Raw genomic sequence first — 25,222 nt, 5'->3', positions numbered from 1 at the left:
TGTGGCGCCGGCGTCAGTAGCCGAAGTCGCCGGGTACCCCCGGCTTTTGCGGCTTCTGGGGCGACGTGCTCGGCTTCGTCGACGGCGTCGTCTGCGGCGGCTTCGTGACGGGCAATGGCCTCGTCTGAGGAGGCTGTGGGCGCGGCGGAGGCGGCTTCACCTGGGCCGAGGAGGCCGTCGGCGCCGCGATGGGCTCGGCGGTGACGGGCGGAGCGGGCTCTGTGGCCGTGGCGCTCGCGGTGACGATCGGCTCGGTCGGCGGGGTGGTCGCCGGCGGGGGCGGCGGGGGCGAGGGCGCCGGGATGGCCGTCGCGGCGACCGCGCTCGGATCCGCGGTCGCCGCGCCGGTGGTCCCGCTGTGTCCGAAGGCGAGCCAGACGGCGACGCCCGCGCCGAGCAAGCTGGCCGTCCCGGCGATCGCGGCGAGGATCGGCATCCTGGACGGCGGGCGCGTCGAGCGGCCCGTGACCCCTGACGAGGCGCCCCACGAGTTCGCGGTCAGCTGCGGCGTCTGGCCCATGCCGGGCATGGCCGGCGCATTCTGGCCACCCCACGGCGCCTCGGTGCGGGTGGGCGGAGGGGTGGCCGTCTCGGGCTGGGACGGCAGCGACAGCCGGGGGAAGGACGTCCGTCCCGTGGTCAGCAAGGCCAGGCTGGGCCGCGCTGCGGCCCAGGCGAGGAGCGCGTTCTTGAACTCCGCGCAGCTCTGGAAGCGGCTCCCCGGCTCGCGCGCCATCGCCTTCTGGATGATCCCGGAGAACTCGGCGTCGAGGTCGGGCACGAGCTGCTGGGGCAGGGGGGCGGGCTCGAGCACGATCTTGAAGAGCAGCTCGTTGAAGGTCGCCGCATCGAACGGCACCTGACCGGTCGTCGCCTGAAAGAGCAGAACGCCCATGGCGTAGATGTCGGTCCGCTGATCCACGGGGCTGGAGCCGCGCGCCTGCTCGGGCGACATGTAGTACGGCGTCCCGACCACCGCGCCCGTGCGCGTCATGCTCATCTCCGCGCCGGCGAGCGGCGAGAACTTCGAGACGCCGAAATCGAGCACCTTCACGAAGTTGCTGAGGCCGGCCTTCGACGGGATGACGAAGATGTTGTCGGGCTTGAGATCGCGGTGGATGATCCCCGCGGCGTGCGCGGCGCCGAGCGCCTCGAGCACCTGCACCATGATCGGCACGGTGAGCTCGGGCCCGAGCCGCCCCATCCGCTCGATCTTGGCCCCGAGGGTCTCTCCCTCGAGGTACTCCATGACCATGTACCGCGTGCCGTCCGGCAGCACGCCGAGGTCGAGCACCTCGCAGATGTGATCGGAGCCGATGCGCGCCGCGGCCTGGGCCTCGCGCTCGAAGCGCGCGACGGACTCGGCCTGGCTCGAGATGTTCGCGTGAAGCAGCTTGATGGCGACGCGGCGCCGGATGCGCAGGTTCTCGCCTTCGAAGACCGCGCCCATGCCCCCCTGGCCGAGCAGCCGGACGATCCGGTACTTGCCGTCGATGATCTCGCCGACCAACGGATTCATGACAGCGTTCCCGGTCCGGAGAAGCAAATCACGCCGCCAGGCTAGCACGGTCGCCCGAGGCCGGCCTACGCCCTCGCAGTGCGACGACGGGCGTCGCCTTCACCCGCCGCCGTGCGGCGTGGACGCCCCACACGAGGAACGCGGATCGATGGCGTGGGCGCGCGGCCGCCCGAGCGCCTGAGCGCCTGAGCGCCTGAGCGCCTGAGCGCCCGAGCGCCCGAGCGCCTGAGCGCCTGAGCGCCCGAGCGCCTGACGACGAACGCCCCGCTCCCGCGATCCCCGGGCCGGCGCAGGGGATCTTCGTGATAACGTCGCCCACGTATGCCGGTTTACGAGCTGTCCGTCGATGGTGCGCTGGTTCGCGAGGCGGAGAAGATCGTCTCCCTCGAGGGCCGCGCGTTCCCGACGCTCGTCATGCGCTGGGAATCGCGCCTCTTCGACCAACCTTGGCTCACGACGCTGGTGCTCGATTACGTGATCGCGTTACCGCCGCTCATCGTCGGGCAGGCGACGTTCAACGAGGTCAGGATTGCCGCATTCACCGGGGGCGCCGGCACGAAGTTCATGTACTTCGGCACCGAGATGAGCGCGAGCGTGCCTCGCATCGCGCCCGAGATGGAGAACACGATCGCCCCGACCGCGCTCTACCAGGAGTTCCGCCTGGACGAGCAGACTTGCCCGATCCCCTATCTGAAGCTGATCCAGGTCAGTCCGCGCATCTACGGTGAAGGGCTCCAGAACTACTACTCGCCGCCGATCAAGGTCGAGCGCTACGACGGGGTGGCCTCGCCGGAGCACATCGCGGACTTCTTCCCGAAGGTCGTCGCGAACCTCGATCCGGTGAAGGGGACGACGCTCGTCGATCCCGCGCAGGGCTTCTGGACCGGCGCGCGCTTCCTCGGCGCGACGTCCATCGCCATCCTCCGACAGGGCCGCGTGGTCGGGCTGCACCGCCGCACTGGAAAGACCGACAAGGATCCGATCCCGCCCGAGGTGAAGCGGCGCGATCCGCGGCTCGACGTGCGCGCCGACTGGGTCGCCGTGGACGTCGGCGCGGCGTCGACGGTCGTCGCCGTCCGAGGCGAGCGCGGGGGCGCCGAGTTCGTCCGGATCGGCGCCGACGCGCCGCTCCGGGTGTCTGCCGACAACGAGAACCCGAGCGAGGTGGCGTTCGATGCGCTGGCCCGGACGACGAAGGCCTGGCGCGATCGGGTGATCCTGCCCATGACGCGCTGGGGCGACGTCCTCGTGGGGCACGCAGCGCGCGACATGCGCGTCCGGCCGGGCGCCGACGTCCACGAGCGCGCCGCGGCCTCCCTGCCGGCCCTCCCGCTCCTGCGCGAGCGGACCGAGCGCGGCGAGCCGTTCCGCCTCCGGGGCAGGAGCGACCCCGACACGACCGAGGCGCTGAAGAAGCCGGCGCCGCCCATCATCGACGAGGAAGGGATCGGCGCGCACGACCCGTTCGATCCGCTGGAGCTCTACGCGTACTACGTCGGCCTGCACCTGAACCAGCGCTCGCGGGGGCTCTCCACGCGCTACGCGATCACGATGCCGACGGGCTGGTCGCCCGAGCGCCGCGAGAGCGTTCTCGTCGCCTTCCGCCGCGGCATGTTCCGGAGCCTGCCCGCGGGCCTCTGCGAGTACCACGACCTCGACGGCCTGCAGGTCGTCGACGGGGGGCCGTCCGCGATCGCCTATGCGGTCCAGGCGTTCCGGATGTTCGGGATCCAGCCGCGGGACGGCGGCGTCCCGTTCTGCGTCATCGACGCCGGCGCCAGCGAGGCGGGGCTCGCCTTCGGCCTCCTGCGGAGCGCGAAGGCGCACGAGGCCGCGCAGGGGCTGGAGCGGATGGTCGAGTACCTCGATCCCACGGCGATCCCCTGGCTCGGGGGCGAGCGGCTCCTCCACCGGATCGCCTACAGGGTGTACTCGTCCAGCCAGGCCGCGATGCGCGATCGCCGGATCCCCTTCGAGCGCCCGCCCGAGGAGGACCCGATCGACGGCGCGGAAGATCTGCTCGCTCCGTCCCCCGATGGGCGCGCCAATGCGTGGGCGCTCAAGGAGCTCCTGCGGCCTCTGCTCGAGGGGGGGCCGAACGCGACGGTCGCGGAGCGGCTCTCGCTGGTCGGGCTCGACGGGGAGCCGGTCGTCGTGCCGCTCTCGATCGAGCGCGGCGCGCTGGTCGGCGCGCTCGATGCGTGGTTCCGGGACGGGGTCGAGGTGGTCCGCCGGCACCTCGAGGGCGCTGTGGCGAAGATCGGGCGGGAGCCGGATCCTTACCAGGGGCTCCGGATCCTGCTCGGCGGGCGCCTCGGGATGAACCAGCGCTTCGCGGAGCTGCTCGCCGGCGTGCTGCCGGCGGGCGTGCAGGTGCACCGCTTCAAGGAGCCGGACAAGGCCAACCTGGGCGCGCCCACCGTGAAGATGGCGGCCGCGCTCGGCGCGCTGTCGCTCCGGTTCGATCGGATCGGGGCCACGCTCCGCGCGGAGAAGCGCGACGCGTTCCGCTACCGCGTCGGGCGCGCCCGCCACGGGCAGCTCGCCGACGTCCTGGATCCGTCGGTCGACTACGACGTCTGGCGGGAGGTCGGCGCTTGCTTGAAGCCCGAGGTCGAGCTCCTGTTCATGGCCGCCGACGACGAGGGGGAGGTCGCGGCGGACGATCCGCGCGTGCGCCGCGCGGTCTGCGCGCTCGGGCGCGGCGCCGTCGGACAGCGGCTCTATGTCCGGGCCGTCGGGCCGGCCCGCGCCGAGATCAGCGTGGGGCCGCCCGGCGGTGAGCCGGCCTCCGGCGCCGTCTGCTGGACGGTCCACCTCGAGAGCGGCGCCGCAGAGAAGACCGGCGGCTGAGCGCATGGGGGCTCCGCGGCTTCACGTGCGACACGACGATCTCGATCCCGAGGGACAGGTCCACGCCGGTGCAGCGCCAGGCGGCCTGGCCGAGGTCCATCAGGCGGAGGCCCGGCTGGCCGCGCACCTCGCGACGACGAGCGCGCTGTGCGAGGCGGCCTCGCTCGCGGAGGCTGCTCCGCGCGTGCTCGCCGCGCTGATCGACCACCTCGGCTGGGACGTCGCCGCGCTCTGGCTCGCGGAGCCTGAGCCGAGCGCCGCGGGCGACGCGCCGCGGTCCGCGGCGAGGGCGAGCGCGCTCCGCTGCGTCGCGGCCCGGTCGGCGGCGCACGGCGATCGCGAGGCGCTCGCGGAGGTGCTCCGCGAGGGGTCGACCCTCGTCGCCGAGTCCGATCTCGTCGGCGAGGCCTTCCGGCGCGGCGCGCCGGTGTTCCGCGCCAGCGCGGGCGTCGTCGACGTCGTCGAGCATGCCGCGCGCGCGCCGGGCTGGGAGCGCGCGGCGTGCGCCGTCCCGATCCCGTGCGGCCCCCGCGTCGCCGGGGTGATCGAGCTGAGGAGCCGCGCCCCGCACCGCGGCGACGAGCAGCTGCTCCGCGTCCTTGCGTCCGTGGGCAGCCAGATCGGGCAGAGCATCGAGCGGTGGCGCGCCGAGCGGGAGGGCGCGCGCGCCGCGGGCGAGCTCCGCGCGCTATTTCAGGCCATCCCCGATCTCTGCTTCCGCCTCGACGCCGAGCTGCAGATCGTCGACTACAACCAGCCCCGGCTCTCCGAGCTCCACGTCGCGGCGGAGGCGCTGTCGGGCAAGCGCATGACCGAGGTGCTCCCCCTGGAGCTCGGGGAGCGGCTCGAGCGCGCGAGCCAGGAGGCTCACGAGGCGGGCGCCGTGGTCGCGCTCGAGCACGCCGTCGCGAGCGCCGGCGGAGAGCGGCACGTCGAGGCGCGGGTGATGCCGTTCCTCGAGGGGCACGTCCTCGTCCTCGTCCGCGACATCACCGAGCGGCGGCGCACCGAGGAGGCGCTCCGGCAGCGCGAGGAGCGCTCGCGCGAGTCGCAGAAGATGGAGGCGCTCGGCCGGCTGGCCGGCGGCATCGCGCACGACTTCAACAACATGCTCATGGTGATGCTCGGCTACGGCGAGCTCCTCATCCGCCGCCTCGGACCCGACAGCGCGCTGCGGCGCGACGCCCTCCAGGTCACGAAGGCCGGGGAGCGCGCCGCGGCGCTCACGCGGCAGCTCCTCGCGATGAGCCGCCGCAAGGCGCTGCAGCGCGAGGTGCTCGACGTCAACGCGGTCGTGCTCGACATGCAGACGATGCTGCAGCGCCTCATCGGCGAGGACATCGACCTGCAGACGAACGTCGGCCGGGATCTCGGCTCGATCAAGGTGGACAAGAGCCAGCTGGAGCAGGTCGTCCTGAACCTCGTCGTGAACGCGCGCGACGCGATGCCGAGGGGCGGCAAGCTCGTCGTCGAGACCTCCCTGGGCGAGCCCGGCGAGAGCCCGGCGGCGAGGTCCTTCGCGCCAGCGGAGCGCGACGACGACGACGCGCCCGCCGCTGGAGGCCCCCCCTACGTGGTGCTCTCGGTGACCGACAGCGGCAACGGGATGGATCACGACACGCTCTCCCACCTGTTCGAGCCGTTCTTCACGACGAAGGCGCGAGGCAAGGGCACGGGGCTGGGCCTCGCCACGGTGTACGGGATCGTGAGCCAGAGCGGCGGGCTCATCGAGGTCGAGAGCGAGCTCGGGCGCGGCACGACGTTCCGCGTCTACCTCCCGCGCGTCGAGGAGCGCGCCGAGGTGGCGCCCGCTCGCGCGCGGCCGTCGCCGGCGGGCGGCGACGAGACGGTGCTCGTCGTCGAGGACGACGACGCCGTCCGCAAGCTCATCGTCGACGTGCTCGAGCGGCGCGGCTACGGCGTGCTCTCGGCCGCGAGCGGCGAGGAAGCGCTGGCGATGCTCGCGCGGGAGGGGGAAGACGCGGTGGATCTCCTGCTCACCGATCTCGTGATGCCGGGCATGAACGGCCGCGAGCTCGCCGAGCGCGCCGTCGCGATCCACCCGCGCGCCCGCGTGCTGTACATCTCCGGCTACGCCGAGGACGTCCTCTCGGGCGCCGAGCCCGATCGCGAGCTCGCGCTGCTGCAGAAGCCGTTCACCCCCGAGACCCTCGCGCAGCGCCTGCGCGACCTGCTCGATCGCCGTTAGCGACGCGAGCGCTTCGGGGCGCGGCGAGGGCAGGTGGTCACCGCCCGCCGCGCTCGAGGGCGTCGCTTTCGGGCGCCGGATCGGCGATCCCGAGCGGCGCCGACGGCCGGCGGCGTCGCAGATAGAAGAAGTCGCGCTGCGCAGGCTCCGCGACGTACTCCTCGGGCTTGAACTGCACGTCCGGGATCAGCGCGGAGCTGGCGCGCGGACCCGCGCCGTCCGCGCCGCGACCGTACAGGAGGAAGCGCGGGTAGGCGTGGTTGACGTCGAGCTCCGCCACGTCGTGCGCGCCCGCGGCCTTCATCCCGCGGGCGAGGCTGCGGGCCGTGACGGCCTCGCCGAGCCCGTAGAAGAGCAGCTTGCCCGTCGCGTCGACGCCGAGCGCCGAGCGCCGGATCACCGTCTCGCCGCTCACCGTCGCGCCCCAGTCCCGGTTCGAGTCGTACAGCGCGTGGTGGAGCTCGCCCTGCTCGACCAGGCAGGGCGGCGTCTGCCGGTACGCGGCCATGCGGGCCTCGCCGTCGCGCAGCTCGGGCCACGTTCGGATCCGCACCGCGCCGCTGCGGTAGAGCGCGATCGTGCACGCCCTGTCGCGCGGCGGCAGGAACGTGTCGCCGTCGAGCATCATCCCGTAGTGGCCGTGCATCGCCTTGAAGCCCCCGTTGAAGGCGGCGACGAGCTCCGCGGCGTGGCCTCCTGGCACGACGCCAGGGCGCCGCTCTGCCGGGATGTCCGGCGAGAACGGCTCCTTCGTGCCCGCGACCAGGCGGAGATCGACGCGCCCGAGATCGATCGCCACCACCGCGATGGCCGCGAACACGCGCCTCGGGTCGGGGTGCACGACGCTCTTCCAGAGCACCTGCGCCTCGCCGGGCCGGGCGGCGCTGTCGGCGATCGGCGTCCAGACGCCGTCACCCGTGGCCGCGACCTCGGAGAAGGGCGGCTGGAACGAGGCGGGCGACGTGACCGTCTCCGCCTCCGGGCCGTCGGCGCTCTTCACGGCCTCCGCGGCGACGGCGGGCGGGGGCTCCCAGAAGGTCTTCGGGGCCGCGTCGCGGTAGATGGCCCGGTTCAGCCGATCGGCGACGCCGTAGGCCACATCCTCGGCCCACGCGACTGGCGCAGGGCCGACCACGGCGCGCACGCCGTCGGCGAGGGCCGGGCCGAAGCCGCGGACCTCGTGGATGCCGTACCAGAGCGCCTCGACGGCGATCGCGCAGATCGCCACGCAACGCAGCGCGCGCTCGGGCAAGCGAGCGCGGGATCGCCGCCTGCGCAGGGACCCGCTCGCGGAAGGGGGCGAAGGGTTGTCCAAGGCGATACGGAGGCTACCCGATCGCGCGGGCGGCCCCAAGTTTCGGGCTTCGAGCGAGCGCCGCGGCGCTCGTTACGGCTGCCCGTGCGCCATCGTCCGGGGGCCATCCTTGAACAGGATCTCGATCTTGCCCCGATCGATGACCTTCGCGACCACGCCGTCGCCGAACTTGCTGTGGTGGATCAGCTCGCCCTCGCCGAAGGTCAGCGTGACGCGGTACGGCTTGAACGCACCGGACGGCTGCCCCGCGATGGCGCGCTCCCACGCGAGCGTCTGATCGCGCTCGGCGCGCTGGGCGGCCGTGAGGCGCTCCGCGCCGCCGCCGCGCGGCGAGCTCGAAGCCGCCCGCGGCTCGCTGCTGCTCCGAGCGGAGGCGCGCGCCGCCGCGCGGTTCTCCCGCTCGCTCTTCGGCTGGCGGTAGAGGTGGTGCGACATGCACGTCTTGCACTCGACCTTCTTCACCACGTCGCCGACCATCGCGATGATCCGATGGGTAAGGTCGAGGCGGCACTTGGTGCACCAGGCGTCGACTTCGCCGCCTGTCCTAAGCTTTTTCGTCGTCACTTCTCCTCACGGCGCCGGTCTCGCCCGGTCTCTTTGCTTCGGTCTTTGACGTTCACCTGAGCGGTGACCTCCGGCTTCGGCAACCCGGTCCTCGGCTCGTCCTGGCTGTCGTCTCTCTTGGCCGCTTCGTTGGGAATGAAGCGGATCTCGGTCTTGATCTCGAAGGAGAGCTTCGTCAGCACCTTCGTGATCTCGTCCGCAAACTGGGTGTGCTCGAGCACGTCCCGGATCTCCTTGGCGACGACCCGGTAGAGACCGTTCTTGGTCTCGTCGATCTGCGTGTAGAGGTAGTGGAGGACCTCTTTGGGCAGCTTGAGGTCGCCCACGAAGTGTCGGAGGTTCTCGGGCCCCTCGCTCAGCTTGTCGATGCCGCTCTCGACGGCGCGCTCGACCACGCGCTTGAAGATCTCGGGGATAGCGCGCTCGAAGAGGCGTTTCTTCTCGCCTTCGCCTTCCACCTTGTCCCCTTCGTCCTCGCGGAGCGGCTCGGTGTCGTCGGCCATGGCTCGGGCTCCCCTAGCGGGACGGGGCGGCCACGTCAATGCAGGGGTGCGTGCAGGGTGCCGGCGTCGCGCCATGGTCCATGGATCTGCCGGATTTTGATGACGATGGGGAGCCTTTCGCGCGCGTCCGGCAGACGAGAAAGCTCTGCCTTTGATCGCTCGGCGGCGGACACTGCAGTGACCCGGACGGAAACCGTGCGCCCGCGATGTCCATGGATCGGGCGATGGTCGAGGCGGCGCCAGCTCAGAGCTCCTCGTAGGCGTCCGTCTCGCTGCTCATTTCGTACGTCTCGTCCTCTCCCGCTTCCGCGCTGGCGTCTCCTTGGCGAGCTCGTTTGTAGGATTTCAGCATCCAGACCTCCGCTGCGAACCGGCCACTGCCGCGGCGGGCGCTGATCTCCACGGTGGCGTTGTCGTCCTCGAGCGGGCAGAAGGGCCGATCCGGCTGGACGATCGGCCATGCGTCCTCGGTGCCGTCGCTCGCGATCATCGCCCCGCGGCTGCTCCGCACGGCGACGTCCAGGTTGAGGACCCCCGGTCCGCCGACGGCGAACACCCGGTAACACGCGCCCCGGACCGCCTGCAGCTTCTCCGTGACGATCGCGCCGCCTTCGGCCACCTGCCCTTCGATCGGCTTCGGCGAGATCCGGCGCATGCCGTTCTCCGGGCCGCAGAGCAGCGACAGGCGCGTCACGTCCTTCAGCGGATCGCCGCTGATCCTGAAGTTCCCATAGCAGCGTACCCAGGGACCGCCGACGCGCACCGGCAGGACCGGCAGATCGAGATCCGTGCGCGCTCCGGCGTCGCCCTCGCCCTGTCCCGCGTCGGCGTCCGCGAGCCCGCCGGTCCCGATCGTCGCGGCTGGGTGCGGCGGCGCTGCCGAGAGCACGACCGGGGGGCCTGGCTTGCCCTCCCAGGGGCGCGGCTCGTCGCGGCACCCAGGCGCGACGAGCCCGAGGATCAGCGCGGCGCAGAGGCGCGCTGCCCGAGGGAGCAGCTGGGGTGGGCAGGGGCGCCGGGACGACACCGCGGTCGGCTCTTGCGCTAGAGTCCCGCGCGATGGAAGCGTTTTCTGAGCACCGCGAGCGGCAGCCGCGCAACCTCAGCGATCCGTGCGACCTCGGCGATCCGCGCCGGCAGCGCAGGGGCAGGGCCTTTCGCGCGTGAGCACGACGTCCCGGCCGCCCGCGCGCAAGCGCGCGAGCGCAGACGAGCGACCCGCGCGCAGCCGTGCGAGCGCAGACCAGCAGCCCGCGCGCAGCCGTGCAAGCGGGGGCGAGGATGAGCAGGCGCGGCTGCGGTCCCCGCGCCGCCGCGCCCCGTCCGGTGAGCAGGGCGCTGGCGCCCCTCCGCCCGCAGCGCCGGACCCGGGCGAGCGCGACCGGGAGATCGCGGCCGCCCTCGAGGCCTGGTTCGGCCGCGTCGCGCGCGACCTGCCGTGGCGAAGGACGCGCGACCCCTACGCGATCTGGCTGAGCGAGGTGATGCTCCAGCAGACCCGCGTCGAGACGGTGATCCCGTACTACGAGCGCTTCCTCGCCCGCTACCCGACGGTCTTCGCCCTGGCCTCCGCCGAGATAGACGACGTGCTCTCGCTCTGGAGCGGCCTCGGTTACTACCGCCGCGCCCGCGTGCTCCACCTCGCCGCGCGAGAGGTGACCACGCGCCACGACGGCGCGCTCCCTCGCGACGTCTCCGCGCTGCTCGCCCTGCCCGGCGTGGGCGCGTACACAGCGGGTGCGATCGCGAGCATCGCTTACGATCAGCCGGTGCCGCTCGTCGACGGCAACGTCGCCCGGGTGCTCTCCCGCATCGAGGGCATCGACGACGACATCCGCAGCGCCTCGGGCACGCGCAAGCTCTGGTCGACGGCCGAACGCCTCGTGCGGGGCTCGGCGGACCACGTCCATCCCGGACGCTTCAACCAGGCCTTGATGGAGCTCGGCGCCACCGTGTGCACGCCCCGGAATCCCCGCTGCGATGCCTGCCCCGTCGACGGCGCGTGCGTCGCGCGCGCCACGGGGCGGCAGGCGGAGCTGCCGGTGATCGCCCCGAAACGCGACGTCCCGGCGGTCGCGATGGTCGCCGCGGTGGTGCGGTCAGGCGATCGGGTGCTCTTCGTCCGGCGCGCCGAGGGAGGTCTCTTCGGCGGGCTCTGGGAGCCGCCCATGGTCGAGGCGCGCTCGCTCGCGGACGCCCGCGCGCTCCTGGAGCTGGTGGGCGTCACACGTGACGCGGCGCTCCGCGAGGTCGGCCGCGTGCGCCACATCCTCACGCACCGGCGCCTCGACGTGACGGTGGCGCGCGCCGAGGTGGCGGCCCCCTGGCGCTTCCGGGCAAAGCTTGCCTCCCCCTACGAGAAGGCGGCGTGGCTCGATCCGGGCGCGCTGGATATCGGCGTTTCCAAGCTCGCGCGAAAGGTCCTGTCCGCGGCATCGGCGCCGGACGCCGGAACGGCGCGAAGACCGCGATGACCGCGCGCGGGCGGGCAGAACGCCTGCGCGCCTCGGCCGTCGGCGAGGCCGGAGACGGCTCGAAATCGCGGGGTTGCGGCGCTCCGGGCGCGCCGGGCTCCGCTGCGGGCGGGGAGCGGCGCCGCTCGCGGCTGAGCCGCAGCGACGCAGCGGCGCGGGCCAGGGCGAAAGCCATATGTCGCCGTGGAACGCCGCGGGCCCGGGCGCTGCTGCGCCAACGTCGTGGCATGGAAGGCGCTTGGTGAGATGACGGGCAGGCCCTCTAGCCTCGCGGCGCCGGCGGTGGCCGGAGCTCGATTCAAGCCTGGGAGCTCAAGCGACATGGATGCGCGACGACGGACCACAGAGACGCTGCCCACGGCGAGTGCACCTGTGCGATCCATGACGGTGATGGCGGACGACGGAGCGCTGTACGTGCTGCCGCTGTGCGAGCGGATCGTGCTCGATGTGCTGGCCTACGAGGACGAAGGCCTGCTGGCCTTCATCCGCATCGACGGAGAGGTGGTGGCGGAGCTGCCCGTGCTCGGTCAGGCGTGACCGGGCCCGACCTCGTCGCGCGCCGTGCATGACGGCGCGCCGCGACCTCGGGCCGTCACGCGCGGCGCGCGATGCCTGTCAGCCCGCGTGCCGCCGCATCCGCTGGGTCACCGGTTGCTCGTCCTCTGCTTCGGCGTCCGGTTCCACGGACTCGACGTCCTCGTCTTCCAGGAGATAGGGCAGATCGCCGTCGTCGTCGTCGTGCGACATCACGACGTCGCTGATGTCCTGGCCCCTCGTCGCGCCTTCCAGGAACTCAGCCCCGAGGTCGCTCGCCAGATCGGCGGCGGCGTCGGCGGCGTCGGGGTTCACCTCGAACTCGGTGCTGCCGGCGTCGTTGGGGTGGTGGTGGTAGCCGCGGACCTCGTCGTCGAGCGTCGGGATCACGTCGCTGATCTCGCTGCGCGGGTTCACCTTGCCCCGCAGCGGCGGCGCCGCCGCTGCGTCGAGCATGTCGACGAACGGATCGTCCAGCTCGCTCGCGCCCGCCCACGTCGCGGCTGGCCTTCCCGGTTCGCTGCGATCTTCTCGTTCTCGACGCCGCGTCGTGCTGGCGCGCGGCGCGCGCAGCGCCGACGGCTGTGCGGCGGTGCCTTGCCTGCCTCGGGTGCTTGAATTGCTCACGGTGGTCTCACCATGCAGGGTCCGGTCCGCAGGTGAAGCGGGCGGATACGCAGCGGTGGCGAGCGCCGTGCCGGGGGGCGCGCGGCGCCGTCGCCGGGCGCCGATGCCGCGGCGAGGCTCGCGCGGCGCGCGGCCGGGACGCAATTGAGCGTGCCAGCGGGCGCTGCCTCGGGGTAGAAAGCTCGTGGCCATGCTGGAACTCCGGACCGGGCTCGCGCTGGTGGCGGTTCTGCTCGGGGCGTCCTCGGGGCGCGCAGCCGCGGCCCAGCCCGCCGCGGACCGCGGCGCCGAGGGGGCTGCGGCGCCGCTGCCCGGCGAGGATCGCGGCGGCGCCGAGCTCGATGCGTACCGCGCGCTCGCGCGGCCGCCGGGGACGGCGGGGCGGGTCGTGTCGACCGTCGCGATGGGGAAGGGGATCCGGTTCAACAACCCCTACCGCCTGCAGACGCAGCTCGGCGATACGGCGGAGTCGCTCTCGCTCACCGCGGGGTACCTCGATCTCGGGGTCGCGCTCGCGCTGGGGCCGGCCGACGGCGTTCAGCACGGCGGGGCGCTGCGCTTCTCGGTCGCCGTCGGCGGCGTCCCGCAGGAGTCGCTCACGCCGAGCTACTTCGTCGCTTACCGCGGCCTCTCGCGCGTGCTCGGGTACGGGCGGCTCGGCGCGGCGATCCTGATCGAGCCCGACGTGAACGTCGGAGGCGAGCTCGCCCTGGGGCTCGGGTATTCCCTGCTCGCGGGCGTCGCGCTCTCGGGCGAGATCGTCGGGGATCTCTTCTATGGCGCCGCGACGTACGACGCGGCGTACACCGTCTACCCCGTCGTCTCGGCGCAGCTCGGGCTCATGATCGATCACGAGCTCCTGCCATGAGCTTGCCGGAGCGCGAGCGTCGAGGCGGGCGCCCCCGGGCGAAGGAGATCGCCGGCGTGGCGGCGCTGCTGCTCTTCGTGGGCATCGCGCCGGTGGTCGGCGACATCGGCAGCTGCGGGCAGGCGCCGGAGGAGCTCGACCCGTACAAGTTCTTCGCCCTGAAGGCGCAGATCGACTGCGCCCGGTGCGACGAGTGCGGCCTGCGCACGCGCGTCTGCGACGCCGCCTGCGCCTTCGAGGCGGCGCCGGAGCTCCCGGCCGGCTGCTATCCGCTGGTCCACGACGGCGAGGTGTGCCTGCACAAGCTCAAGTTCGCGAGCTGCGACGAGTACCGCGGCCACATGGCCGACGAAGGCGCGTCGACCCCGACCGAGTGCAATTTTTGCCCACTGGAAGAGGCGCCATGAGCGGGCGTGGCGCAGTCGCTTCCAGCCGGTGCCTTGCGACCTCCGCTCGGATGTTCTCGTTCGCGGCGCTCGTCGCGGTCCTGTCCGGGTGCGCCTCGAAGCCGGCGCTCCTGGCGGGCTACGACGACTACGCGGCGTACCGGGCGACGCGCGTCTCGAGGACCCTCGAGGGGCGGCTCTCGGCGGCGTCGGCCTACCTGGAGCGCCATCCGCGCGGGGCCTTCGCCGGCGAGGTGCGCGCGTACCTCACGCAGGCCGAACCGATCTATTACGCGGCGAAGCGCAGGACGGCCGCGGGCCTCACCGCGTACCTCGCGACGCTGCCCAGGGGCGCGTTCCGCGATGAGGCGACCCACCGGCTGCGCGAGCTCGTCCGCGAGCGCAGCGCCGGCGACGTCCTCTCGCGCGCCGCTCAGGAGACGGAGGCGCAGCTCGCGAGGCAGCGCGCGGATCGCGCGCGGGTCGGCGAGGAGGTCACCGCGTGGCTGCGCCGGTTCCTGGACAGGGGGGCCTGGGGGCGGCCCCTCGCAGAGGCGCCGGCGGAGGTGATCGTCCCGTTCAGCCTGGCGCTTCCGCCTCCCCGCTGCGCGCCCGCCGACGAGCGCGCGGGCCCGGGCGCAGCGGTCTGCGCGAAGCGGATCCCGCTCTGGTTCGTCGTGACGGCCGAGGGCGAGAGCGCGCCGCGCCAGGCGGAGATCGAGGTCGCCGTCCTCGAGGACGCGGCGGGCCGCCCGATCGAGGTCGCGATCCGCGGGCCTGCGCTCTTCACGCGCCTCGAGGAGGCGCGCTCGGCGCGCGAGGTCGCCCCGGACGACGCGATGGGCCGCATCGGAGGCATCGCCCTGGCGGTCGAGCTCGCGCGCAGCGCCTTCGCGGCGCGCGTCTCGGGCGATCCGTCGTGCGGCCGCCAGGCGGTGGCGCCCGTCGTGATCCACCTCGAGTGCGACGGCGCCCGCCTCGTGGCGCGCGCCGGGCTCGAGGAGGGCGAGGACGATGTCGTGACGCTCACCGTCGCCCCGCCGGCGCGCTAGCGCTGCTCCTCTGCAGCGCGGCGCTCCGCCCCGCGCGCTAGCACCGCTTGTTGCTCTTCTTCCCCTTGAGCTTCGCCGTGTTCTTGGGACACACGTCCTTGATGGCCGCGGAGCGCTCCTTGTAGAGCGCCTTCATCTCCTCGAAGACCGGCGCCTGCGTTCGCTTGAGATCCTTCGTCTCCCCCGGATCCGCGACGAGGTCGAAGAGGTCGAACGCGTCGTCGTCGCCGTACGCGATGAGCTTGTACTGCCCGTGGATGAGCGCCCTGCGCCGGTCGTTGTCGCTCGTGCGCGGAAGGTCGACGATGACGTCGCGCGGCTCCGGCGTCGCGCCGTGGAGCTCGGGCACCAGGCTCTTGCCCGGGAAGGACGGCTCCGCCGGCGCGCCGGTCAGCTCCAGGATCGTCGGCGCCAGGTCGATCGAGCTGCGAGGCACGTCGATCCGGCGCGGGGTGATCCCGGGCGCCTGGATCATCAGCGGCACGTGGGTGAGCACGTCCCACACCTCGAAGCCGTGGCGGAACATCTTGTGCTCGCCGAACGCCTCCCCGTGGTCCGCGGTCACGATGATCGCCGTGTCCTTGGCCCACGGCTGCTGCGCCACGAAGTCCAGCAGCTTGCCCACGTGCATGTCGGTGAACCTGACCTCCCCGTCGTACTTGTCGCGGGCGCGCTTGCCGAACGTCGGGATCCCCTCGTGCGTCATGTACACGTCGTGCGGATCGAGGAAATGGAAGTACGCGAAGAAGGTGCCCGAGGTGTTCGCCTTGTCGGAGAGCATCTTCATCGCGAGCTCGAGGTGCCCCGGGCTCGTGACGTTCCGGTCGGTCGTGTTGTCGGCCGAGAGCCCCGGCACGATCTCGTACACGTCGAAGCCCTGACGGAAGCCCGCCTTCTGGTCGAAGTAGAAGTGCGCGTGCGCGCTCATCGTCCGCACCCCGGCCTTCTGCAGGAGCTCCGGGAACATGACGACGCTGTCGGGGTAGTTGCCGAAGAAGTAGCCGCTGCGATCGACCTCGCTCGGGTACCGCCCGGCGAGGAAGCCGCCGACGCTCATCGAGGTGTACGACGAGATCGCGTAGTGGCGGGTGTAGCTGACCGACTTCTTCTCGAACGCGGTGAGCACGGGCGCGATGTCGCGCTCGTAACCGTTCCACGGCATGTCCGCGCGCAGGCTGTCGATCGAGACGACGAGGACGTTCAACCTCTCGCGCTGCCCTGCCGGCGCCCCGGCGGTGCCGTCCTTCCTGTCCGTCGCGGCGGTCGTCCCGGCGGTCTCTGTCGTGGTGGCCGGCGCCGCCGCCGCGGGCTCCTGCCGTGCCGCGGGCTCCGGCGTGCGCGCGGGGGGCGGCTGGCCGTCGCCGTCGCGAGAGCAGCCCGCTCCGGCGCTGGCGAGCGCGAGCGCGAGCGCCGCCGCGAGGCGCGCCGCCGCGAGGCGCCGGTGATCCAGGCGCGGGGGCGCCATGGACGAGAGGGCCGGCGAGGAGGGCGCCCGAGGGCCTTCCGGTCCCCAGGCGCACATGGTTGAAGCGAGCGTGTGCATGGCCGCGTGCATGGCCGCCGTCTTACTCCGACTCGCGCCGCTCCGCCAAAAGCGCACACCACGGGCGAGTTCCGCTATGCTGTCGGGTCATGGCCCCGGTCCCTCGGAACCCTCCGCCGCTGCCGCCCACGGGCCGATCGCAACCGGGGGGGAGGCCGGCGTACGAGCCGCCGAGGCCGCTCCCGCCCGACGCGCCGCGGCGCGTCGGCGAGCACGTCAGCCAGGCGCTGAAGGATCACATCACCGAGATGGCGCTCGGCCTGCTCGAGGAGCAGATGCAGGCCCGCATCGTCCACTACCGCGCCGATCTCGAGACCAACCCCGAGCTCGACGCGGTCACCGCGCAGGTCGTCGCCCAGCTGAAGGTGATCCAGGCGTCGGCGGGCGCCGGGGATCGCGGGGCGAAGAACCGCGACGCGATCCGCGACGCGCACGAGAAGACGCTCTGCGCGCTGCTCGAGCGGGTCATCCGCGAGGACGGCATCTCGCTGCTCGTCGAGCGGCGGCTCAAGAAGATCCACAGGAACCTCGCCCGCCTGTTCTTCCAGTCCGAGCTCCACGAGAAGACGCGCGGCCGCGACGGCGCGCCGAAGGTGATCCACCACGGCGAGCAGGCGCTCTTCTACGTGCTGACCCGTTACAAGAACCGGATAGAGGCCGAGCTCGACGGCTTCGAGTTCGCGTCCGAGGACGCGCGGGAGCAGTCGTTCGAGCTGCTCGCGAAGCTGACGAAGGACATGCAGGACGCCTTCCTCGCGCGCCGATCCAGCGAGCTGAGGCGCATCGTCTCGGTGGTCCACGCCGTGCTCGTCGACTTCTTCAGCGTGCAGCTCGCCCAGAGCCTCGGCGAGATCTCCGCGCGGGTCGTGCAGGACGCGCGGACGTTCGAGGGCAGGGCGTACTCGTACAAGCTGACGAGCGAGGCGTTCCCCCGCTTCCGCGCCGCGTTCGAGCGCCACCTCATGGTGATGCTCGTCGGCTTCGCCGAGGACGAGCTGGTCGCCCAGCTGGCCGACACCGCGGGCGCCGAGCGCGACGAGACGATCCTCTTCATCACCGATCCCCACCTCTTCAGCATGATCTGCGGCGAGGTCTGCGAGGGGCTCTACGAGTTCCTCTGCAACGAGGGCTTTCTCGACCTGCCGCCCGACTGGCGCCGCGCCTCGGCGGCGCCCTCCGACAGCTGACGCAAGCGAAACCCAGGGACATTCATGAGACGGAACGACGTCGCGCGGGCGGGCTCCGGCCTGCTCCTCGCTCTCACGCTGCTCGCCGGTTGCGCGCGCGGCCCCGATGTGGACGCCTCGGGGCTCGCGCTGCGGCGCGTGGTCATCTACAGGAACGGCGTCGCGTATTTCGAGCGCCGAGGGCTCATCGACGCCGATCAGGTGACCTTCCGGGTCCGCAAGGAGAAGGTCGGCGACTTCCTCGCGACGCTCGCCGTCATCGAGGCCGGCGGCAGCAGCGTCCGGAGCGCGTCGTTCCCTGTCGAGGTCGACGACGGATCCGGCGAGGAAGAGGCGCCGGATGAGCTCGGGCCCGAGGTGACGCCGATGCCGGCGCCGAAGGACAAGGGCGCGGCGGCGGCGAAGAAGCGCGACGACGAGCACGAGAAGGTGAAGCTCACCCTCGACGGGCGGGAGCACGATCTCGTGGTCGGCTACGTGGCGGAGACGCCGGTGTGGAGGCCGTCGTACCGGCTCGTGATGGGGGCGGGCGGGGCGCAGGGCGCAGCGCCGCGCGCGGACTCCAAGCAGGCGCACCTCCAGGCGTGGGGCATCGTGCAGAACCTCTCGGGCGAGGACTGGAAGGGGGTGAAGCTGTCGCTCGTGGCGGGCGCGCCGCTCGCGTTCCAGGCGACGCTCGACCAGGCGGCGATCCCGCCGCGCCCTGTCGTCAGCGATCAGGGCGAGGTGATCGCGTCCGTGCCGACGAGCGAGACGACGCTGGCCACCGAGGCCGCGCCGCCGCCACCGCCGCCCGTCGCGCCTGCGCCCGTGGCGCCGGGCGACGACGGCGAGGGGTACGCGTTCGCGGACGAGGCCCAGGCCGAAATGGAGAAGGGCGGCGGCAGGCTTCGGTCCGCGAGGCCGAGCGCGGTTGCCACGGCGCCCGCCGCGAAGCCGATGCCGAAGCTGAGCGACCGCGACGAGGCGCGCGCCGGCGGGCAACACGCGGGGCCGCAGTTGAAGCGGTCAGCGCCGGTGTCGGCGCCGCCGCCCATGGCGATGAACCCTTCTCCGCCGCGCAACATGAGCGCGCTCGCCGCGGTCGCGATGGAGGCGGGCACGACCCGTTACGACATCCCGTTCCCTGTCGACATCCCCGACAAGAGCGCGACGATGGTCCTGCTCCTGGCCCGGCAGGTCCCGGGCGAGTCGATCTTCCTGTTCGCGCCCGACGGCGGCGTGCCCGCGTCGAGCTCTCACCCGTTCCGGGTGGCGCGCTTCACGAACGACACGAAGGGGCTCCTCGAGCGCGGCCCCATCGCCGTCTTCGAGAACGGCGCGTTCCTGGGGCAGGGCATGGTCGAGCCGCTGCCGCCGGGGGCCACGACGACGGTGCCGTTCGCGCTGGAGCGGGGCCTCGCCGTCGACACGACGCGCGAGGAGAGCGCGGAGGGCGCGCGCCTCGCGAAGATCGAGGGCGGCGCGCTCGAGATCGAGCGCGACTGGGTCACGCACACGAAGTACGCCGTCCGCAACGGCGGCGACCTCGCGGCGAGGACGCTCGTGAAGCACCCGCGCTTGCACGGGACGCGGCTGCACGCGCCCCCGAAGGGCACGGAGGACAACGTCGGCACGGGCAGCGCGCTCGTGCCGATCGACGTGCCGCGGCGGGGAACGGCGGTGCTCGACGTGGACGAGCGGCGGCTCTTCCGGCAGCAGATCGACTGGCTCGACCAGCTCGCCGACGACGCGGTGCAAGGCTACCTGAAGGACCCGCGCGCCGACGCGGCCGTGGCCAAGCAGCTCGGCCAGGCCTGGGACATCCGGGGCAAGCTCCGCCCGGCGATCGACGAGCGCGACAGGATCCTCGCCGAGCAGCAGCGCCTCGAGCAGCAGAGCCACGAGCTCCGCCAGAACCTCAGGGCCATCGAGAAGAACAAGACCGCCGACGAGCTCCGACGTGACCTCACCGATCGGCTCGCGAAGGCGTCGGCGCGCCTCGACGAGATCACGAAGCGCGTCATCGTCCTCGAGATGCAGATCAACGAGCAGCAGATCCGCTTCCGCGATCTCACGAACGAGATCAAGCTCCTCGCCCCGCTGGCCCCCGTGCGCGCGGCTCCCTGAGCGCAGCTGTCCGGCTCCGCGGTTCCCGGTGGAAGGCGGCTCCCGCTCCCGTGGGGGGCGGCCTTGCCACCGGGATCTCGGCCCGGCTACCTGGCTGGTTTGCTCGCGCTGGGCGGCTGCCGCACGGTGCCTGCGTGGGTCCAGCTCCGCTCCATACCGGTCGCGAGCCAGGCGATCTCGACGCGCTCGCTCCCGAACATCGCCGCGACGCGATCGCCCCACTGCGCCGGGGCGGGGAGCTCCACGCTCTTCTGGTCCTTGATGCTGCCGAGGGCCTCCGTGCCGACGAGGAACGTGGCGATCCCCTCGCTCGCGAACGCCGACACCGCGGTGCTCGGGACGAAGGGCGCGACCACCGCGCGCACCGTCGAGAGATCGGTCGCGCGCTCCGCGACCGCCCGCACCTCGTCGAGCGTCGACAGGACGAGCGCCACGCCGCCGGCTGGCTTGCCCTCGGCCGGCGCTGCCTGCCCCTGCTGCTCCGCGGCGGCCGCCGCGGGCGCCTCGACCGGCGCAGGGGCGGCGCGACCGCGCGCCCCGACCGCCGCGTGCCCGTTCACCTTGGGCACGCCGGCGAGCACGTCGAGCGTCAGCGGCCCCTTCCACGGCACCGCCGCCGGCGCCGGCGGCGGCTTCTTCGTGCTCACCTGCTCCCCCTTCTTGTCGCGGAGGATCAGCACGTCGTCGGTCGGCAGCGCCCGCGGCACGGTCACTCGCACCGGCCGCTTGAACGACCGCGGATCGCCGACCGCGCCCGTGGCCACCGCGTAGGCCAGGGTCTCCGCCGAGGCCACGACGAACGACGGCGCCCCGGCGATGCGCGGCTCCGGATCCGCGGTGCGCAGCGACAGGCTGCCGGGCGGCGGCGGGTAGATCTCCGACGTGACGACGCGCCTGTCGGGCTCGACGATGCGCGCGCCCGTCGCGACGAGATCGACGAGCGCGCCCGACTGCGCGAGCACCTCGAGCACCTGCCGCGACGGCGGCGCGACGAGCAGGTCGAGCCGCGACGGGACGCGCTTCGACTTGAGCAGCAGCGCCGCCGCGAGCATGTCGCGCAACGTCACGCCGGAGTCGCCCCCGAGGACAACCTGCGCCACGGGCTTGCCGGCGAGATCGCGGACGGGCCGGACCACGCCCTCCTCGTCCATGAGGAGCGGATCGACCGTGCCGAGATCGATCGAGACGACCTCCTCGCACGGCGCGCCCGGGTCCGGCACGAGCGCGCGGTGGGCCTTCGACCTGCGCTGATCGCGGAGGAAGACCTCCGTCTTCTCGTCGCTCACGAAGAGCGCCGCCGCCGCGCCGACCTGCGGCGCGATGCCGCAGAGCACCGCGCGGTCGCCCACGGAGAGGAGGCGCGCGCTCGGCCCGGCGAACTCGAGGATCACCGGCGCGTGGTGCTCGCCTTCGATGCGGCGCACCACCTCGTCGAGGTTCCTGCGGAGCAGCTCGAGGGCGACGTCCCGCGCGCAGACGAAGGGCCGCACCCTGCCCGAGAGGTGGATCTGCACGCTGCGGGGCGGCCGGAGCCAGACCGAGCCCGTGGCGAGCGCCTGCCCGAGCTGGCTCGGCGAGACGACGAGCGACAGCATGCCGATGCCGCCGACGGTCGTGAGGCGCGGGTCGTCCGTGAGGGCGAGCCGCGCCGGCGCCGCGAAGCGCTCCAGGTGGACGGGCGCAGGGAACCCGATGCCGGGCCGCGCGATCGGGATGTTGTAGGTCGGGAACTCGGGCGACACCGAGTGCGGGCTGCCCTCGTCGATATCCGCGAGCGAGCTCGCGTCGGCCACGCAGGTCCCGTCGTAGGCGACGGCGACTTCGACCGGCGTCTTCTTCATGCCCGTGGCGATGGCCTCGGCCAGCGCGCGCGACGGCGCCCTGGAGAGGATCACCTGGTCGACCTTGACCTGGACGAGATCACCGCGCAGCTGAGGATCCGTCGCCCGCCCGGCAAGGATCTTCTGGGGCATCGTGCGGGGGGGATCCCCGGCTCGAGCACGCATAGATGTTGGGCCGTCCTTGTTTTTCTTGATGAGATGGCGGATGCGGCGCACGCCGCTCCCGACCACGTTTGACGTCGGCCCCCCGGCGAGACGCGCCGGTGGGATCCGCCTCCGGACGTTGCCGCGAGGCGAAAGAACGGCCGCACGTTAGCCGCTCGCCTGGACGAGGGTCAAGGCGTGCTTTGGAGCGGGCCCCCAGGGGCGGGAATCGCCCGGCTGGGACCAGGATGCAAGAGGCAAAGCGCCCGCCCGGTCCAACGTTTCGCCGCGCTTCGTCTGTCGCGTCGTGCTGCGTCTGTTGCGCCAGTTGCGCCTGCCGCGCCTGCCGCGCCTGCCGTGCTGGTCCACGATGGCAGGCGGCCGGTTACGAGCTTTCGCGGCGCTGCCGCGCAGCGCCATCTATCGCCAGCGCCGTGCGCGGCCGTCTGCCATCGGCCTGGCCGCGCGCGCCCGGTCGCCATCGGCCTGGCCGTGCGTGGCCGAGCGGGTCGGGCGACGATGAGGAGCGCCGGCGCTCCCGGGCTGCGGCGCGAGATGCCGGGCCAGGTTCGTTTGTTTTCCCGATCGTGCCGCGCTTGGGTAATCTCGGCGCATGTTCCAGGCCGTGCTGAAGGAAGTCGTAGAGAACACCGAGGGCGGCATCGCGACCCTTCTCATGGATTTCGAGGGGATCCCGGTCGACAGCTACTCCAAGCCGGGGGCCGCGTTCGACATCACCACCATCGGCGCGGAGTTCAGCGTCGTGTTGAAGTCGATCCAGCGCGCCGCGGAGATGCTCGACGCGGGCAACGCCGCCGAGATCGCGATCCAGGCGGAGAAGGTCACGACCCTGATCCGCGTCGTGAACAACTCGTACTTCGTGGCCTTCTCGATGACGCCCGACGCGAACATCGGCAAGGCCCGGTACCTCCTGCGCACCAAGGTGCCGGTGCTGCTGAAGGAGCTCGCCTGAGCGGCTTCAGCATCTCGGTCATCTCCGGGCCGAACCTCGATCGACTGGGCAAGCGCGAGCCAGCGATCTACGGCACGGCCACGCTGGATGACGTTCACCGCGCCGTCGAGGAGGCCGCGAAGGCCCGCGGCGCCTCGGTGTCGTGCATGCAATCGAACTGCGAGGGAGAGCTCGTGACCGCGATCAGCCACGCTGGCGATCGCGGCTTCCACGGCATCCTCCTCAACGCAGGTGCCTACACGCACACCTCCATCGCGCTCTATGACGCGATCCGCGCGAGCGCGCTTCCTACCGTCGAGGTGCACATCTCCAACCCGGACGGCCGTGAGCCGTTCCGCCGTCGCTCCCGCATCGCGCCTGCGTGCATGGCGCGCGTCGCGGGTTTCGGTCCGAGCTCGTATGTCCTGGGGCTGATCGGGCTGATCGGGCATCTGGAGAAGCTGCGATCCGACGAAAGAGGTTGAACATGCGCCGTCACTCTGGTTGAAAGGCGGCAAACATCGATGGCCGAACGTCCTTCCATGAACATCAACCTCAAGCAGTTGCGGGCGCTGGTACGCATCTTAGAGAAGCGCAACGTGAACGACTTCGAGTTCGAGGACGAACACGTTCGCATTCGCCTCACGCGCGGAGGCGTCATCCCGCAGGGCGCGGCGCCGCATCTCGCGCCCGCCGCCTTCCAGATCCACAGCGCGCCGGTCGCGCCGCCGGCGGCGCCGCCCGCGGCGGCACCTGCGCCGGTCGCCGCGCCGGCGGCCCCTGCCGCGCCCGCGGCGGCAGAGAGCGACGAGGGGATCTCCTATGTGACGTCGCCGTTCGTCGGCACGTTCTACCGATCGCCGTCGCCCGATGCGCCCCCGTTCGTCGATGTGGGCAGCGCGATCCGCGTGGGTCAGGCGCTCTGCATCATCGAGGCGATGAAGCTGATGAACGAGATCGAGGCGGACTCTCCGGGCACGATCGTCGAGATCCTCGTCGACAACGGCAAGCCGGTCGAGTTCGGGCAGCGTCTCTTCAAGGTGCGGCGCAGCTAGCGCTGCCCGGGCGAGGGTGCCGTGTTCCAGAAGATCCTGATCGCCAATCGCGGCGAGATCGCGATGCGTGTCATCCGCGCCTGCCGCCTGCTCGGCATCCGCACGGTAGCCATCCACTCCGAGGCGGACGCCGCGGCGCTGCACGTCCGGTTCGCGGACGAGGCGGTGTGCGTCGGTCCGGCCGAGGCGTCGAAGAGCTACCTCAACATCCCGCAGATCATCGCGGCGGCGGAGGTCACAGGCGCCGACGCGATCCACCCGGGCTACGGGTTCCTCTCGGAGAACGCGAAGTTCGCCGAGCTTTGCAAGAAGTGCCGCCTCACCTTCATCGGGCCGACCGCGGAGGCGATGCGGACCTGGGGCGACAAGGTGTCCGCGCGCGAGGTCGCCAAGCGCTTCGGCATCCCCATGCTCAGCGGCACGGGCGTGCTCAAGAGCGCGGCGGACGCGGCCGAGCAGGCCGAGCGCGTCGGCTATCCGGTGATCCTGAAGGCCTCCGGCGGCGGCGGCGGCAGGGGCATGCGCATCGTCCGCGAGGCCGGCGAGGTGCAGCGCTCGTTCGAGATCGCGACGCAGGAGGCGCTGAGCGGCTTCAAGAACCCGGACGTCTACCTCGAGCGCTACGTCGAGGCGCCGCGCCACATCGAGTTCCAGGTGCTCGCGGATCAGCACGGGGGCGTGTGGACGCTCGGCGAGCGCGAGTGCTCGCTCCAGCGCCGGCACCAGAAGGTGATGGAGGAGTCGCCCAGCCCGGCGATGGACAACGAGAAGCGCTCCCGGATGGGCGACATCCTCCGGGGTGCGATCCTCGAGACCGGCTACACCGGCCTGGGCACGCTCGAGTTCCTGATGGATGAGCGAGGCGAGCTCTTCTTCATGGAGATGAACACCCGGGTCCAGGTCGAGCACCCCGTCACCGAGATGGTGACCGGCGTCGATCTGGTCGCGCAGCAGATCCTCGCCGCTGCAGGCGAGCGCCTCTCGCTGCCCGACACGCGGCCCTGGAGCTTCCGGGGCCACGCCATCGAGTGCCGGATCAACGCCGAGGATGCGCGCTCGTTCGTGCCGTGGCCGGGCCTCATCACGGAGTACCACTCGCCCGGCGGCGTCGGGATCCGCGTCGATTCCGGCGTGTACGGTGGTTTCCGCGTTCCCAGCTCCTACGATTCGCTGGTGGCCAAGGTGATCGCGCACGGCGCGAACCGGGCCGAGGCGATCGCCAGGCTCCGGTGCGCGCTCGACGAGTTCATCATCGGCGGCATCCGCACGAACATCCCGCTGCACCAGGCGCTGCTGCGAGATCCAGAGGTCGTCGCAGGCAACATCTCCACGCATACGATCGAGCGCGTCGTCTCGCAGGGATTCTGACGCGACGCACCGGCGCGGTTGACGTGCCGATGAGCGCGCAGCGGTTGCGTGATCGAGCGCTCGACGCGCTGACCAGCGCAGGGCGAGCTCGATTGAATGTTGCTCGAGCAACAGGTCGA

21 protein-coding genes are annotated in these 25,222 nt (G+C 72.3%); 13 read left to right on the top strand and 8 right to left on the bottom strand.

The window, feature by feature from the left end:
* Nucleotides 1-13: 13 nt before the first annotated feature.
* Complete coding sequence (locus tag WMF45_RS22165; RefSeq protein ID WP_437718844.1) at nt 14-1,519, bottom strand: serine/threonine protein kinase; 1,506 nt, start codon at nt 1,517-1,519, stop codon at nt 14-16.
* A gap of 321 nt (nt 1,520-1,840) precedes the next feature.
* Here WMF45_RS22165 and WMF45_RS22160 point away from each other — a divergent pair, with 321 nt between their 5' ends.
* Together WMF45_RS22160 and WMF45_RS22155 are read left to right on the top strand one after the other, a co-directional pair.
* The gene (locus WMF45_RS22160; RefSeq protein WP_437718843.1) at nt 1,841-4,372 is read left to right on the top strand and encodes a hypothetical protein; all 2,532 of its coding nucleotides are present in this window, start codon (nt 1,841-1,843) and stop codon (nt 4,370-4,372) included.
* Between the two features lie 25 nt (nt 4,373-4,397).
* Nucleotides 4,398-6,581 carry an ATP-binding protein gene (locus WMF45_RS22155; protein ID WP_437718842.1) on the top strand — a complete coding sequence of 728 codons (2,184 nt, stop codon included), beginning with the start codon at nt 4,398-4,400 and terminating at the stop codon, nt 6,579-6,581.
* Nucleotides 6,582-6,618: 37 nt separating this feature from the next.
* Here WMF45_RS22155 and WMF45_RS22150 read toward each other — a convergent pair whose 3' ends face one another.
* The 4 genes from WMF45_RS22150 to WMF45_RS22135 all read right to left on the bottom strand — a co-directional run bounded on the left by WMF45_RS22150 (nt 6,619) and on the right by WMF45_RS22135 (nt 9,990).
* Nucleotides 6,619-7,809 carry a phosphodiester glycosidase family protein gene (locus WMF45_RS22150; protein WP_437718841.1) on the bottom strand — a complete coding sequence of 397 codons (1,191 nt, stop codon included), beginning with the start codon at nt 7,807-7,809 and terminating at the stop codon, nt 6,619-6,621.
* Nucleotides 7,810-7,968: 159 nt separating this feature from the next.
* The gene (locus WMF45_RS22145; RefSeq protein WP_012236568.1) at nt 7,969-8,460 is read right to left on the bottom strand and encodes a hypothetical protein; all 492 of its coding nucleotides are present in this window, start codon (nt 8,458-8,460) and stop codon (nt 7,969-7,971) included.
* On the bottom strand, nt 8,457-8,963 hold the full coding sequence (locus WMF45_RS22140; RefSeq protein ID WP_012236567.1) for a hypothetical protein: 507 nt from the start codon (nt 8,961-8,963) through the stop codon (nt 8,457-8,459). Before WMF45_RS22140 ends, WMF45_RS22145 begins: the two co-directional genes overlap by 4 nt.
* A gap of 244 nt (nt 8,964-9,207) precedes the next feature.
* On the bottom strand, nt 9,208-9,990 hold the full coding sequence (locus tag WMF45_RS22135) for a hypothetical protein (RefSeq protein WP_437718840.1): 783 nt from the start codon (nt 9,988-9,990) through the stop codon (nt 9,208-9,210).
* Nucleotides 9,991-10,126: 136 nt separating this feature from the next.
* Between WMF45_RS22135 and mutY the strand changes: the two genes are divergently transcribed.
* Together mutY and WMF45_RS22125 are read left to right on the top strand one after the other, a co-directional pair.
* Entirely contained in the window at nt 10,127-11,437 is a 1,311-nt protein-coding gene (mutY, locus tag WMF45_RS22130; protein WP_437718839.1) for an A/G-specific adenine glycosylase, read from the top strand.
* A gap of 381 nt (nt 11,438-11,818) precedes the next feature.
* Nucleotides 11,819-11,974 carry a hypothetical protein gene (locus tag WMF45_RS22125; RefSeq protein WP_020736650.1) on the top strand — a complete coding sequence of 52 codons (156 nt, stop codon included), beginning with the start codon at nt 11,819-11,821 and terminating at the stop codon, nt 11,972-11,974.
* 78 nt (nt 11,975-12,052) lie between these two features.
* Here the strand turns inward: WMF45_RS22125 and WMF45_RS22120 are convergent, their stop codons facing one another.
* Nucleotides 12,053-12,598, bottom strand: a complete 546-nt coding sequence (locus tag WMF45_RS22120; RefSeq protein ID WP_437718838.1) for a hypothetical protein — start codon at nt 12,596-12,598, stop codon at nt 12,053-12,055.
* A 190-nt stretch (nt 12,599-12,788) separates the two neighbouring features.
* On the opposite strand from WMF45_RS22120, the gene WMF45_RS22115 reads away from it, so the two are divergent.
* Genes WMF45_RS22115 through WMF45_RS22105 form a run of 3 tightly spaced genes read left to right on the top strand, consistent with a single transcriptional unit; the run spans nt 12,789 to nt 14,904 of the window.
* Nucleotides 12,789-13,466: a hypothetical protein gene (locus WMF45_RS22115; RefSeq protein WP_437718837.1), complete on the top strand. Its 678-nt coding sequence runs from the start codon at nt 12,789-12,791 to the stop codon at nt 13,464-13,466.
* On the top strand, nt 13,463-13,873 hold the full coding sequence (locus WMF45_RS22110) for a hypothetical protein (protein ID WP_437718836.1): 411 nt from the start codon (nt 13,463-13,465) through the stop codon (nt 13,871-13,873). Before WMF45_RS22115 ends, WMF45_RS22110 begins: the two co-directional genes overlap by 4 nt.
* A 50-nt stretch (nt 13,874-13,923) precedes the next feature.
* The gene (locus WMF45_RS22105; protein ID WP_437718835.1) at nt 13,924-14,904 is read left to right on the top strand and encodes a hypothetical protein; all 981 of its coding nucleotides are present in this window, start codon (nt 13,924-13,926) and stop codon (nt 14,902-14,904) included.
* A 37-nt stretch (nt 14,905-14,941) separates the two neighbouring features.
* Here the strand turns inward: WMF45_RS22105 and WMF45_RS22100 are convergent, their stop codons facing one another.
* The gene (locus tag WMF45_RS22100; protein WP_437718834.1) at nt 14,942-16,369 is read right to left on the bottom strand and encodes a sulfatase; all 1,428 of its coding nucleotides are present in this window, start codon (nt 16,367-16,369) and stop codon (nt 14,942-14,944) included.
* 167 nt (nt 16,370-16,536) lie between these two features.
* Between WMF45_RS22100 and WMF45_RS22095 the strand changes: the two genes are divergently transcribed.
* Nucleotides 16,537-17,634 (top strand): hypothetical protein, encoded by a 1,098-nt coding sequence (locus tag WMF45_RS22095; protein ID WP_437718833.1) that lies wholly within the window; start codon nt 16,537-16,539, stop codon nt 17,632-17,634.
* A 24-nt stretch (nt 17,635-17,658) separates the two neighbouring features.
* Nucleotides 17,659-19,743 (top strand): hypothetical protein, encoded by a 2,085-nt coding sequence (locus WMF45_RS22090; RefSeq protein ID WP_437718832.1) that lies wholly within the window; start codon nt 17,659-17,661, stop codon nt 19,741-19,743.
* A gap of 86 nt (nt 19,744-19,829) precedes the next feature.
* Here the strand turns inward: WMF45_RS22090 and WMF45_RS22085 are convergent, their stop codons facing one another.
* Complete coding sequence (locus WMF45_RS22085; protein WP_437718831.1) at nt 19,830-21,716, bottom strand: aconitase family protein; 1,887 nt, start codon at nt 21,714-21,716, stop codon at nt 19,830-19,832.
* 625 nt (nt 21,717-22,341) lie between these two features.
* On the opposite strand from WMF45_RS22085, the gene WMF45_RS22080 reads away from it, so the two are divergent.
* The 4 genes from WMF45_RS22080 to accC are packed head-to-tail and all read left to right on the top strand — an operon-like array spanning nt 22,342 to nt 25,103.
* Entirely contained in the window at nt 22,342-22,701 is a 360-nt protein-coding gene (locus WMF45_RS22080; RefSeq protein ID WP_012236555.1) for a roadblock/LC7 domain-containing protein, read from the top strand.
* The gene (locus tag WMF45_RS22075; RefSeq protein ID WP_437301589.1) at nt 22,698-23,165 is read left to right on the top strand and encodes a type II 3-dehydroquinate dehydratase; all 468 of its coding nucleotides are present in this window, start codon (nt 22,698-22,700) and stop codon (nt 23,163-23,165) included. The genes WMF45_RS22080 and WMF45_RS22075 overlap by 4 nt, the downstream gene beginning before the upstream one ends.
* Nucleotides 23,166-23,204: 39 nt before the next feature.
* On the top strand, nt 23,205-23,735 hold the full coding sequence (gene accB / locus WMF45_RS22070) for an acetyl-CoA carboxylase biotin carboxyl carrier protein (RefSeq protein ID WP_437718830.1): 531 nt from the start codon (nt 23,205-23,207) through the stop codon (nt 23,733-23,735).
* 21 nt (nt 23,736-23,756) lie between these two features.
* A complete protein-coding gene (accC, locus tag WMF45_RS22065) occupies nt 23,757-25,103 on the top strand; it encodes an acetyl-CoA carboxylase biotin carboxylase subunit (RefSeq protein ID WP_437554476.1) in 1,347 nt (448 codons plus the stop codon).
* Nucleotides 25,104-25,222: the final 119 nt, after the last annotated feature.

This window comes from Sorangium sp. So ce448, from assembly GCF_051520915.1.
Classification (GTDB): Bacteria; Myxococcota_A; Polyangia; order Polyangiales; family Polyangiaceae; genus Sorangium; species Sorangium cellulosum_B.
This window is presented reverse-complemented; position numbering and strand designations above follow the sequence as displayed.

Coding starts and splice junctions, on each gene's coding strand:
- WMF45_RS22165 (WP_437718844.1), bottom strand. CDS start 1,519: ATGAATCCGTTGGTCGGCGAGATCATCGACGGCAAGTACCGGATCGTC.
- WMF45_RS22160 (WP_437718843.1), top strand. CDS start 1,841: ATGCCGGTTTACGAGCTGTCCGTCGATGGTGCGCTGGTTCGCGAGGCG.
- WMF45_RS22140 (WP_012236567.1), bottom strand. CDS start 8,963: ATGGCCGACGACACCGAGCCGCTCCGCGAGGACGAAGGGGACAAGGTG.
- WMF45_RS22125 (WP_020736650.1), top strand. CDS start 11,819: ATGACGGTGATGGCGGACGACGGAGCGCTGTACGTGCTGCCGCTGTGC.
- WMF45_RS22115 (WP_437718837.1), top strand. CDS start 12,789: ATGCTGGAACTCCGGACCGGGCTCGCGCTGGTGGCGGTTCTGCTCGGG.
- WMF45_RS22110 (WP_437718836.1), top strand. CDS start 13,463: ATGAGCTTGCCGGAGCGCGAGCGTCGAGGCGGGCGCCCCCGGGCGAAG.
- WMF45_RS22105 (WP_437718835.1), top strand. CDS start 13,924: ATGTTCTCGTTCGCGGCGCTCGTCGCGGTCCTGTCCGGGTGCGCCTCG.
- WMF45_RS22100 (WP_437718834.1), bottom strand. CDS start 16,369: ATGGCGCCCCCGCGCCTGGATCACCGGCGCCTCGCGGCGGCGCGCCTC.
- WMF45_RS22095 (WP_437718833.1), top strand. CDS start 16,537: ATGGCCCCGGTCCCTCGGAACCCTCCGCCGCTGCCGCCCACGGGCCGA.
- WMF45_RS22090 (WP_437718832.1), top strand. CDS start 17,659: ATGAGACGGAACGACGTCGCGCGGGCGGGCTCCGGCCTGCTCCTCGCT.
- WMF45_RS22085 (WP_437718831.1), bottom strand. CDS start 21,716: ATGCCCCAGAAGATCCTTGCCGGGCGGGCGACGGATCCTCAGCTGCGC.
- WMF45_RS22080 (WP_012236555.1), top strand. CDS start 22,342: ATGTTCCAGGCCGTGCTGAAGGAAGTCGTAGAGAACACCGAGGGCGGC.
- accB (WP_437718830.1), top strand. CDS start 23,205: ATGGCCGAACGTCCTTCCATGAACATCAACCTCAAGCAGTTGCGGGCG.